Genomic DNA, 10,082 nt, shown 5'->3' with positions numbered 1-10,082 from the left:
CTGGCGACAACATCAAAGTAGATGTAGCGTTGATTGCGCCGATTGCGATGGAAGACGGCTTGCGTTTTGCTATTCGCGAAGGTGGTCGTACTGTTGGTGCGGGTGTTGTCACTAAGGTGGTTGAGTAATTACTATGGAAGGTCAACGTATACGAATTCGTCTTAAGGCATTTGATCATCGTTTGATTGATCAATCGGCTCGTGAAATTGCAGACACTGCTAAGCGTACTGGTGCGCAAGTTAAAGGCCCTATCCCTTTGCCTACTAAGAAAGAGCGTTTTACTATTTTGATTTCGCCGCACGTTAATAAAGACGCGCGCGATCAATATGAAATTCGCACACACAAGCGGTTGATGGATATTGTCGATCCGACAGATAAGACGGTTGATGCGTTGATGAAGTTGGATCTTGCTGCTGGCGTTGATGTTCAGATTAAGCTGAATTGATCATGAGTGTTGAGGTTTTGATATGACAATGGGTGTGGTTGGACGCAAAGTAGGTATGACGCGAGTCTTTACCGATGCGGGTGAGTCTATTCCTGTTACTGTGATTGAGGTGGCGCCTAATCTCGTTACTCAGGTTAAGAGTCTTAATAGCGATGGCTACAGAGCGCTTCAGGTGACGACGGGTTCACGTCGTGCATCGCGTGTGACCAAGCCGATGGCAGGTCATTTTGCTAAAGCAAACGTTGAGGCGGGTCGTGGTACCTGGGAATTTCGTTTAGATGATGGTGAAGGTGACGATGCTACGGTTGGTCAAGCCTTTGGTGTTGATATGTTCTCTGACGGTGATGTCGTTGATGTGGCAGGGACGAGTATAGGTAAAGGTTTCGCTGGTGTTGTTAAGCGTCATCATTTTGCAATGAAAGACGCGACTCACGGTAACTCCTTAAACCATCGTACGCCAGGCTCTATTGGCCAGAATCAAACTCCTGGCCGTGTTTTTAAAGGCAAGAAAATGGCTGGCCATATGGGTAGCGTTCGCCGTACTACGCAGAATTTGAAAGTAGTGCGTGTCGACAGTGAGCGTAAGCTGATTTTAGTTAAAGGTGCCGTGCCAGGTGCAGCGGGTAGCAATGTTATTGTGACCCCGGCAATTAAAGCGCGTAATTAAGAGTTAAGTATTACAATGGATATTAGTTTACGATCAGCTAACGGTAAGAGTGAGGGAACCATTTCGGTTTCTGATGAGACCTTCGGTCGCGCTTATAATGAGGCGCTGGTTCATCAAGTTGTTACTGCTTATCAGGCGGGTGCTCGTGCTGGCACTCACCAACAAAAAACACGCAGTGATGTGCGTGGTGGTGGCGCCAAGCCTTGGCGCCAAAAAGGTACTGGCCGTGCACGTGCTGGTACTAGCCGTAGCCCAATTTGGCGCTCGGGTGGTGTTACGTTTGCCGCGCGTCCACGTGATTATTCTAAAAAAGTGAATCGTAAAATGTATCGCGGTGCGATTAGCTCTATGCTGTCTGAGCTGGTGCGCCAAGATCGCTTGATGGTGGTTGAAGATTTTTCAATTTCAGCAGCAAAGACTAAAGAGTTGTTAGTCAAGCTAAACGGTTTAGGTGTTGATAACGCGATGATTATTGTCGAAACGGGTGATGTTAATCTTTATCTCGCTGCGCGTAATTTACACAAAGTTGAGGTTAGTGATGTTGAGGAAGTTGATCCAGTGAGCTTGATTCGTTTCGCTCATGTTGTGATAACCGTGCCAGCGCTTAAAAGGTTAGAGGAGCGTTTGCAATGAATGAAGCACGTTTAATGCAGGTATTGCTGCGCCCTCATGTGACGGAGAAGGCTGCGCTCATCAAGGAAAATGGCCAGGTTATTTTTCGTGTCGTCTCTGATGCAACCAAGTCTGAAGTGGCGAAAGCCGTTGAGCTTATGTTCGACGTAAAAGTGAAGGCCGTTCAGGTTTCTAATGTTAAAGGTAAAACCAGGAAGTTTAAGCAGATTGCTGGTCGTCGCTCTGACTGGAAAAAAGCTTACGTCTCATTGGTTGAAGGTCATGATATTGACTTTCTTAGTGCTCAATAAGTAAACAGCCCGGCAAATAAGCCCAGAAAATAAAATAGGCTAAGGCATAACATCATGGCTATAGTAAAAACCAAACCGACCTCACCGGGACGACGCTTTGTCGTTAAGGTGGTGGGTGCAAACCTGCATAAAGGTGCACCATATGCTCCTCTTCTAGAGAAGAAGTCAAAGCATGGCGGTCGTAATAATCAGGGTCGTATTACCGTGCGTCATCACGGTGGTGGTCATAAACAGCATTATCGTATTATCGATTTTAAGCGCAATAAAGATGATATTATCGCCAAGGTTGAGCGTCTAGAGTACGACCCTAACCGCAGTGCGCATATCGCTTTACTTTTGTATAAAGATGGTGAGCGTCGGTATATCCTGGCACCCAAAGGTATTAACGCGGGTGATGAGCTTGTCTCAGGTGTTAGTGTGCCAATGAAAGTTGGTAACTGCATGCCTATTCGCAATATCGTTGTTGGTAGTCAGATTCACAATATTGAGATGAAGCCAGGTAAAGGTGGTCAGATCGCACGTAGCGCCGGGACCTCAGCGCAGTTAGTCGCGCGTGAGGGCGAGTATGGTGTGGTTCGTCTTCGCTCTGGTGAAATGCGTAAAATTCATGTTGAGTGTCGCGCGACACTCGGTGAAGTGTGTAATTCAGAGCATGGCCTACGTTCTTTGGGTAAGGCTGGCGCTACTCGCTGGCGCGGTATACGCCCGACGGTTCGTGGTGTAGTGATGAACCCGGTTGATCATCCCCATGGCGGTGGTGAAGGCCGTACTTCTGGTGGCCGTCATCCTGTTACACCGTGGGGTGTGCCAACAAAAGGTTATAAGACCCGTAAAAACAAGCGGACAGATGATCTCATCGTGCGTCGTCGTAGTCGTAAGTAACTAAATAGCTAAGTATATTAAAGAGGATATAACGTGCCACGTTCAATCAAGAAAGGGCCTTTCATCGATCTTCACCTTAGAAAAAAGGTGGATGAGGCGGTGGCTAGTAATAATCGTCGCCCGATTAAAACCTGGTCTCGTCGTTCAATGGTCACCCCTACCATGGTGGGTTTAACGATTGCGATTCATAACGGACGCCAACATGTGCCTGTATTGATTTCTGAGAACATGGTTGGTCATAAGCTGGGTGAGTTCTCGGCAACGCGTACTTATCGTGGCCATGCCGGCGATAAGAAAGCGAAATAACGGAGCTCGATATACAATGAAAACACCGGTAATAAAATGAAAACATTGGCGCGTTTACGTCATAGCCGCATCTCGGCTCAAAAGGCACGGCTGGTTGCAGACCAGATTCGTGGTTTGCCAGTTGACCGTGCGCTACAAGTCCTCACTCTTAGTCCGAAGAAGGGTGCAGGCATTATTAAGAAAGTGCTTGAGTCTGCCATTGCTAATGCAGAACATAATGACGGTGCTGATATCGACGATCTTAAAGTTGAAACAATTTACGTTGATGAAGCAGCCACATTCAAACGGTTTCGCGCTCGTGCAAAGGGTCGTGGAAATCAAATATTGAAACGTAACAGCCATATTACTGTGGCTGTTGTCGACTAAAGTTAAAGAGAGCAAATTATGGGTCAAAAGGTTCATCCTATTGGAATACGGCTTGGTATCGTCAAAGATTGGACGTCTAAGTGGTATGCTAATTCAAGTGACTATGCGGATAATTTGTACGCTGATCTTAAGGTGCGTGAGTTTCTCAAGAAAAAGTTATCACAAGCATCGGTTAGTCGCATCCAGATTGAACGTCCAGCTAAAAATGCGCATATCACAATACATACGGCTAGACCCGGTATCGTGATTGGTAAAAAAGGCGAAGACGTAGAGGCTCTACGTAAAGAAGTGGGTGCGATGATGGGTGTGCCTGTGCATATCAACATCGAAGAGATTCGTAAGCCAGAGTTGGACGCGCAACTGGTAGCGGAGAGTGTTGCCCAGCAAATTGAGCGTCGCATTATGTTTCGCCGTGCCATGAAACGTGCGGTGCAAAACACGATGCGCCTTGGCGCGCAGGGTATTAAAATCAAGGTGGGTGGTCGCTTAAACGGTGCAGAAATTGCTCGTAGCGAGTGGTATCACGAAGGTCGCGTGCCTTTGCATACGTTACGTGCTGATATTGATTATGGTTTTGCAGAAGCTCTCACCACTTACGGCATTATTGGCGTCAAGGTTTGGATCTTCAAAGGCGAGATATTTGCCAGTGAGCCGCAAGAAGCAGACGCGAACCCGCTGGCCGCAAAGAAATAGCGGGTAGCCCGAATTTTTTGGAAATTGACAGATGTTACAACCTAAACGTACAAAATTCAGAAAACAGTTTAAAGGTAGGAACCGTGGCTTAGCGACGGTTGGGAACACCGTAAGTTTTGGCGAATTTGGCCTTAAATCGATAGGGCGTGGCCGTATTACTGCGCGCCAAATCGAAGCGGCTCGCCGCGCCATGACGCGCTATATTAAGCGTGGTGGTAAAATCTGGATCCGTATTTTTCCAGACAAGCCAATTACCAAGAAACCTTTAGAGGTGCGTATGGGTAAAGGTAAAGGTAATGTTGAATATTGGGTGTCTCAGATTCAGCCTGGCCGCATGCTTTATGAAATGGAAGGTGTAACTGAAGAGATTGCGCGTGAAGCTTTTAAGTTGGCGGCAGCTAAATTACCGGTTCAAACCACATTTGTTTCACGGACAGTAATGTAATGACTACGACAGAATTGCGAGCCAAAGACCTAGCCGGCCTTAATGCCGAGTTAATAGACTTGCTTAAAGAGCAGTTTAACCTGCGCATGAGTAAAGGCGCTGGCCAGCTGGGGCAAACTCATTTAATACAGCAGGCGCGTCGTAATATTGCCCGTGTTCGCACGGTTATTACTGAGAAATCGGCCGACAAACCGGGGGTCGTCTAATGACTAAAGAAGAGAATAAAACCGTACGGACCTTGGTCGGTAAGGTGACCAGTGACAAAATGGATAAGACGATTACCGTATTGATTGAGCGTAAGATCCCTCATCCTGTTTATAGTAAGTTTATTAAGCGTTCGACAAAAGTTCATGTACACGATGAAAATAATGAAGGGCAAATTGGTGATACGGTTTCTATTGCCCAGTGTCGCCCGATGTCTAAATCAAAATCGTGGCGTCTGAGTAAGATTGAAAGAAAAGTCGAATCCGGTGCCGGTTAAGGCGCTTAACAGTTACAACGTGTAAAGGTAGTTTGGCATGATTCAAATGCAATCGATATTGGGCGTAGCGGACAACAGTGGTGCCCGCCGTCTAATGTGCATCAAGGTGTTGGGCGGTTCGCACCGTCGCTATGCTGGTATTGGCGATATCATTAAAGTCAGTGTGAAAGAAGCAATTCCACGTGGCAAAGTGAAGAAGGGTGAAGTGTTTAATGCCTTGGTTGTGCGTACCCGTAAAGGTGTTCGTCGTCCTGATGGGTCAATTATTCGTTTTGATGGTAACGCAGCTGTGTTGTTGAATGCGCAATTGCAGCCTATTGGTACCCGTATCTTTGGTCCGGTTACTCGTGAGTTACGCAGTGAAAAATTCATGAAAATCATTTCGCTTGCTCCTGAAGTATTGTAATTACGAAGAGTTTATAGTCATGCGTAAGATTAAAAAGGGTGATGACGTGATAGTTCTCACCGGTAAAGATAAAGGCAAGCAGGGCACGGTTAGTCGCGTCATGCCTGAAGAGGCGCGCGTTATTGTTGGTGGGATTAATATGGCTAAGCGCCATACTAAAGGTAATCCTAATGCGGGTGTTGCGGGCGGTATTATTGATAAAGAAATGCCCTTGCACATTTCCAATATTGCTATTTTTAACCCGATCACCAAGAAAGCTGATCGTGTGGGCATTAAAACACTTGAAGACGGTAAAAAAGTGCGTTATTTCAAGTCTAACAACGAAGTCGTGGACATATAAGCCATGGTCAGATTACAACAATTTTATAACGATACCGTAGTTAAAAAACTACAAGACGAGTTTAAATATAATAGTGCTATGGAAATCCCTAGGATTAGCAAGATTACGCTAAACATGGGTGTTGGTGAGGCGATTGGTGATCGCAAAGTGATTGAACACGCTGTCAGTGATATGACAAAAATTGCTGGTCAAAAACCTATTGTTACCAAAGCACGAAAATCTATCGCTGGCTTTAAATTACGTGAAGACTGGCCGGTGGGTTGTAAAGTGACGCTACGTCGTGAGCGTATGTATGAATTTTTGGATCGCCTGGTTTCTGTGGCGATTCCACGTATTCGTGATTTTCGTGGTTTAAGTGGTAAAGCATTTGACGGTCGTGGTAACTACAGTATGGGCGTTAAGGAGCAGATTATGTTCCCTGAAATTGATTACGATAAAATTGATACGATTCGTGGTTTAGATATTACGATTACAACAACGGCACGTACTGATGATGAGGGCCGCGCCTTGTTAGCAGCATTTAATTTCCCAATTAAGAATTAAGAGTTAGTTTTATGGCTAAAAAATCAATGATACACCGCGATGTCAAACGTCGAAAGATGGTTGCGCGGTTTGCAGTGAGACGTGCTGAACTTAAAGCAAAGCTAAAAGATCTTTCTTTGCCTGATGAAGAGCGTGAAGCAGCGCAAAGGAAATTTCAGTCACTGCCGCGTGATTCAAGTCCATGCCGTATTCGTAACCGTTGCCGGCTTAGTGGTCGTCCTCATGGTGTTTATCGTAAGTTCGGCCTTGGTCGTAACAAATTAAGAAAAGCAGCTATGCGTGGTGATGTGCCTGGCTTGGTTAAGGCCAGTTGGTAGTCACGACAACTTGCCCGCTTTTGTGAGTTATTAGGATAAAGTAAAAATATGAGTTTCTCAGATCCCATTGCAGACTTATTAACACGCATTCGCAATGCTCAGATGGTGTCAAAACCAACTGTCAGCATGCCTGCCTCGAAAGAGAAAAAGGCCATTGCAGATGTGTTGCTGGACGAAGGTTATATCTCTTCGGCTGAAATCGATACGACGGGTGATTTCCCTGCCTTAAACATTGGTTTAAAGTATTACGAAGGTAAGCCGGTTATTGATGAAATTAAGCGAGTCAGTCGTCCTGGTTTGCGTATATATAGAGGTAAAGGTGACCTGCCAGTAGTTAAAGCGGGTTTGGGTATTGCGATTGTGTCCACTTCCAAAGGCGTAATGACAGCGAAAGCTGCAGTAGCCCAGGGTGAAGGTGGCGAAGTACTTTGTACTGTTGCTTAAGGTAATTGAAAAATGTCACGTATTGCCAAAACGCCTGTAGAAATACCTTCCGATGTAAAGGTTGATATTAAAGACGGGTATATTAAAGTTAAGGGTCCTAAGGGTGAGATGGAGCGTACGATTCATCCCTCTGTAGTAATGAGCCAAGAGGGTAAAATCCTATCGTTTTCGATGAAAAAAGAAGGCGCTAACATGGCAATGGCCGGCACCATGCGTTCTTTAGTGCACAATATGATGGTTGGTGCGACTCAAGGCTTTGTGAAAAAATTAACACTGGTTGGTGTTGGTTATCGTGCCCAGGTTAAAGGTAAGGTGCTGGACTTGACTCTTGGTTTTTCGCATCCGGTAGAGCATGCCATTCCAGATAATATTAAGATCGAGACCCCTAGCCAGACTGAAGTTGTTATAAGTGGCCCTGACAAACAACGCGTTGGCCAGGTTGCTGCGGAAATACGTGCTTATCGTCCACCTGAACCTTATAAAGGTAAAGGTGTGCGTTATTCTGATGAACAGATTTCGTTGAAAGAAGCGAAGAAAAAATAAGGGGCCTTAGAAAGCTATGGCTAGTAAAATTCAATCTAGAGCTCGTCGCGCATTACGTACGCGTTCACGTATTAAAACGTTGAGCAGGTATCGTTTGTGTGTGCATCGTACACCGCGTCATATTTATGCACAGGTTATTGCTCCTAATGGTCATGAAGTTGTGGCTAGTGCAGCGACTGTGCAGCAAGAGATACGTAAAGACACAAAGTACACCGGTAATATTGATGCTGCCAAAGCAGTGGGTGCTGCGGTGGCTAAGTTGGCAATAGACAAGGGTGTTAAGCAAGTCGCATTTGATCGTTCAGGGTTTCGTTTTCACGGGCGCATTAAAGCGTTGGCTGATGCTGCGCGTGAAGCGGGTCTCGAATTTTAAAGGTTTTTTAATAGGTATTTAGCATGGCAAGTTATGACGGTCAGCCCTCAGATGGGCTCAATGAGAAATTGGTAGGCATTCGACGCGTTGCTAAAGTCGTAAAAGGTGGCCGCCAGTTTGGTTTTTCTGCCTTAACGGTTGTTGGCGATGGTAACGGCCGGGTTGGTTTTGGTAGTGGTAAAGCACGTGAAGTGCCTGCTGCAATCCAAAAAGCAATGGAGCAAGCACGTCGTAACATGGTGACTGTGAAATTAAATGAAGCTACGTTGCAACACGCGACCATGGGTCATCATGGTGCAGCGAAAGTATATATGCAGCCTGCGTCGCCGGGTACTGGCATTATTGCTGGTGGCGCGATGCGTGCCGTATTTGAAGTATTAGGGGTTCAGGATGTATTGGCGAAATGTATTGGTTCGCCTAACCCAGTTAACGTTGTTCGAGCCACAATTCAAGGCTTGGATGAAATGACTGATCCTGAATACGTTGCTGCGAAACGCGGCAAAAAAGTTAGCGATATTGTTGGTTAGGAAATCGTAATGGCTAGCAAGATTAAAGTTACCTTGGTTCGCAGTACCTGTAAGCGTTTGGCTTCACATAAAGCATGTGTTGCTGGTTTGGGTTTGCGTCGTATACACCATACAGTTGAAGTTGAAGATACACCTAGTGTGCGCGGTATGATTAATAAAGTGTCGTATTTGCTGCAAGTTGAGGGAGCTCAAGATGCCTAGTAGGATGCGTTTAAATAACCTAAGCCCTGGTGAAGGTGCTAAGCGGGCTCGTACTCGCGTTGGTCGTGGTATGGGTTCTGGATTGGGTAAGACTTGTGGCCGTGGCCATAAAGGGCAGCATTCGCGCTCGGGTGGTTATCACAAAGTAGGCTTTGAGGGTGGTCAGCAACCTTTACAGCGTCGTCTGCCTAAAGTTGGTTTTAGCTCGCGTGTTGGTCGTGTTACGGCTGAAATCCGTTTGAGCGAGTTGACTAAAATCGACGGTGACATCGTTGATTTAACCTCTTTACGTGCGGCCAACCTTATTACAGCGGGCATTCTTCGTGCTCGGGTGATGTTGTCTGGCACAGTAGATAAAACTTATACCGTTAAGGGTTTGGCTGTAACCAAGGGTGCTCGTGCTGCGATTGAAGCAGCTGGCGGGAAGATAGAGGACTAAGTGTCTGCTTCCGCTGCAGCGCTAGCCTCCAAAATAGGTGGGGGAAATCTCGGTGAGCTCAAGCGGCGCTTGTGGTTTGTTCTTGGTGCGCTAATTGTATTTCGTGTTGGTACTTTTTTGCCGGTGCCCGGTATCGATCCCACTGCCTTAGCAGATTTGTTCGAGCAACAAAAAGGCACTATTTTAGAATTCGTTAATATGTTTTCTGGTGGCGCTTTAGGCCGGGTTAGCATATTTGCACTTGGCGTGATGCCATATATTTCGGCTTCTATCATTATTCAGCTTTTGACAGCGGTTAGTCCGAAGCTTGAGCAAATGAAAAAAGAAGGCGAAGCAGGTCGCCGTAAAATCACACAATATACGCGACGTTTTACTCTTGCGTTGGCTACGTTTCAGGCGATTGGTATTTCCATTGCACTGGAAGGTATGAGTGCAGGTGGTGCGGCTGTAGTGATTGATCCGGGTCTAGCATTTCGTTTCACCGCGGTGGTAACACTGGTGACTGGGACGATGTTCTTGATGTGGCTGGGTGAACAAATGACGGAGCGCGGTATTGGTAATGGTATCTCGCTGATTATTTTTGCCGGTATTGTCGCTGGTTTACCGTCTGCCATTGGCGGCACGCTTGAGTTGGCACGTACTGGCGAGTTACACGGTGCGTTAGTGTTGATTATTATTGCATTGGCGCTGGCAGTTACCGCATTTGTTGTATTTGTCGAACGTGGTCAGCGGCGCATAACG

At 46.2% G+C, this 10,082-nt stretch carries 23 protein-coding genes; all 23 read left to right on the top strand.

The window, feature by feature from the left end; all coding sequences use genetic code 11:
• Positions 1–128 (top strand): elongation factor Tu (gene tuf / locus JKY90_04350; protein ID MBL4851495.1); only part of this gene is annotated, 128 nt, incomplete at its 5' end.
• A 5-nt stretch (positions 129–133) separates the two neighbouring features.
• Positions 134–445 (top strand): 30S ribosomal protein S10, encoded by a 312-nt coding sequence (rpsJ, locus tag JKY90_04345; protein MBL4851494.1) that lies wholly within the window; start codon positions 134–136, stop codon positions 443–445.
• A 22-nt stretch (positions 446–467) separates the two neighbouring features.
• Complete coding sequence (rplC, locus tag JKY90_04340; GenBank protein ID MBL4851493.1) at positions 468–1,112, top strand: 50S ribosomal protein L3; 645 nt, start codon at positions 468–470, stop codon at positions 1,110–1,112.
• 15 nt (positions 1,113–1,127) lie between these two features.
• Positions 1,128–1,745: a 50S ribosomal protein L4 gene (gene rplD / locus JKY90_04335; protein ID MBL4851492.1), complete on the top strand. Its 618-nt coding sequence runs from the start codon at positions 1,128–1,130 to the stop codon at positions 1,743–1,745.
• Positions 1,742–2,035, top strand: coding sequence for a 50S ribosomal protein L23 (rplW, locus tag JKY90_04330; GenBank protein MBL4851491.1), 294 nt, complete (start codon positions 1,742–1,744; stop codon positions 2,033–2,035). The genes rplD and rplW overlap by 4 nt, the downstream gene beginning before the upstream one ends.
• Positions 2,036–2,089: 54 nt before the next feature.
• Complete coding sequence (gene rplB / locus JKY90_04325; protein ID MBL4851490.1) at positions 2,090–2,917, top strand: 50S ribosomal protein L2; 828 nt, start codon at positions 2,090–2,092, stop codon at positions 2,915–2,917.
• Between the two features lie 33 nt (positions 2,918–2,950).
• Complete coding sequence (gene rpsS, locus JKY90_04320; protein ID MBL4851489.1) at positions 2,951–3,223, top strand: 30S ribosomal protein S19; 273 nt, start codon at positions 2,951–2,953, stop codon at positions 3,221–3,223.
• Positions 3,224–3,259: 36 nt separating this feature from the next.
• Positions 3,260–3,589: a 50S ribosomal protein L22 gene (gene rplV, locus JKY90_04315; GenBank protein MBL4851488.1), complete on the top strand. Its 330-nt coding sequence runs from the start codon at positions 3,260–3,262 to the stop codon at positions 3,587–3,589.
• A gap of 18 nt (positions 3,590–3,607) precedes the next feature.
• Positions 3,608–4,282: a 30S ribosomal protein S3 gene (rpsC, locus tag JKY90_04310; GenBank protein ID MBL4851487.1), complete on the top strand. Its 675-nt coding sequence runs from the start codon at positions 3,608–3,610 to the stop codon at positions 4,280–4,282.
• Positions 4,283–4,313: 31 nt separating this feature from the next.
• Positions 4,314–4,727: a 50S ribosomal protein L16 gene (gene rplP / locus JKY90_04305; protein MBL4851486.1), complete on the top strand. Its 414-nt coding sequence runs from the start codon at positions 4,314–4,316 to the stop codon at positions 4,725–4,727.
• Complete coding sequence (gene rpmC, locus JKY90_04300) at positions 4,727–4,933, top strand: 50S ribosomal protein L29 (protein ID MBL4851485.1); 207 nt, start codon at positions 4,727–4,729, stop codon at positions 4,931–4,933. The genes rplP and rpmC overlap by 1 nt, the downstream gene beginning before the upstream one ends.
• Positions 4,933–5,208 carry a 30S ribosomal protein S17 gene (gene rpsQ, locus JKY90_04295; protein MBL4851484.1) on the top strand — a complete coding sequence of 92 codons (276 nt, stop codon included), beginning with the start codon at positions 4,933–4,935 and terminating at the stop codon, positions 5,206–5,208. The genes rpmC and rpsQ overlap by 1 nt, the downstream gene beginning before the upstream one ends.
• A 37-nt stretch (positions 5,209–5,245) precedes the next feature.
• Positions 5,246–5,614, top strand: coding sequence for a 50S ribosomal protein L14 (rplN, locus tag JKY90_04290; protein MBL4851483.1), 369 nt, complete (start codon positions 5,246–5,248; stop codon positions 5,612–5,614).
• 19 nt (positions 5,615–5,633) lie between these two features.
• Positions 5,634–5,954 carry a 50S ribosomal protein L24 gene (gene rplX, locus JKY90_04285; GenBank protein MBL4851482.1) on the top strand — a complete coding sequence of 107 codons (321 nt, stop codon included), beginning with the start codon at positions 5,634–5,636 and terminating at the stop codon, positions 5,952–5,954.
• A 3-nt stretch (positions 5,955–5,957) separates the two neighbouring features.
• The gene (gene rplE, locus JKY90_04280) at positions 5,958–6,497 is read left to right on the top strand and encodes a 50S ribosomal protein L5 (GenBank protein MBL4851481.1); all 540 of its coding nucleotides are present in this window, start codon (positions 5,958–5,960) and stop codon (positions 6,495–6,497) included.
• An 11-nt stretch (positions 6,498–6,508) separates the two neighbouring features.
• Entirely contained in the window at positions 6,509–6,814 is a 306-nt protein-coding gene (gene rpsN / locus JKY90_04275) for a 30S ribosomal protein S14 (GenBank protein MBL4851480.1), read from the top strand.
• Positions 6,815–6,862: 48 nt separating this feature from the next.
• Complete coding sequence (gene rpsH / locus JKY90_04270; GenBank protein ID MBL4851479.1) at positions 6,863–7,258, top strand: 30S ribosomal protein S8; 396 nt, start codon at positions 6,863–6,865, stop codon at positions 7,256–7,258.
• 12 nt (positions 7,259–7,270) lie between these two features.
• Positions 7,271–7,801, top strand: a complete 531-nt coding sequence (rplF, locus tag JKY90_04265; protein MBL4851478.1) for a 50S ribosomal protein L6 — start codon at positions 7,271–7,273, stop codon at positions 7,799–7,801.
• A gap of 16 nt (positions 7,802–7,817) precedes the next feature.
• Complete coding sequence (gene rplR, locus JKY90_04260) at positions 7,818–8,174, top strand: 50S ribosomal protein L18 (protein MBL4851477.1); 357 nt, start codon at positions 7,818–7,820, stop codon at positions 8,172–8,174.
• A 23-nt stretch (positions 8,175–8,197) separates the two neighbouring features.
• Entirely contained in the window at positions 8,198–8,701 is a 504-nt protein-coding gene (rpsE, locus tag JKY90_04255) for a 30S ribosomal protein S5 (GenBank protein ID MBL4851476.1), read from the top strand.
• Positions 8,702–8,710: 9 nt separating this feature from the next.
• A complete protein-coding gene (gene rpmD / locus JKY90_04250; GenBank protein ID MBL4851475.1) occupies positions 8,711–8,902 on the top strand; it encodes a 50S ribosomal protein L30 in 192 nt (63 codons plus the stop codon).
• A gap of 4 nt (positions 8,903–8,906) precedes the next feature.
• A complete protein-coding gene (rplO, locus tag JKY90_04245) occupies positions 8,907–9,341 on the top strand; it encodes a 50S ribosomal protein L15 (GenBank protein ID MBL4851474.1) in 435 nt (144 codons plus the stop codon).
• On the top strand, positions 9,342–10,082 hold a 741-nt coding region (locus JKY90_04240), incomplete at its 3' end, for a preprotein translocase subunit SecY (GenBank protein ID MBL4851473.1). It abuts the gene before it with no gap.

The sequence above is a fragment of the Gammaproteobacteria bacterium genome, assembly GCA_016765075.1.
Lineage (GTDB): Bacteria > Pseudomonadota > Gammaproteobacteria.
Note: the sequence above shows the minus strand (reverse complement) of the source record. Positions and strands in the feature narration are given on the sequence as shown.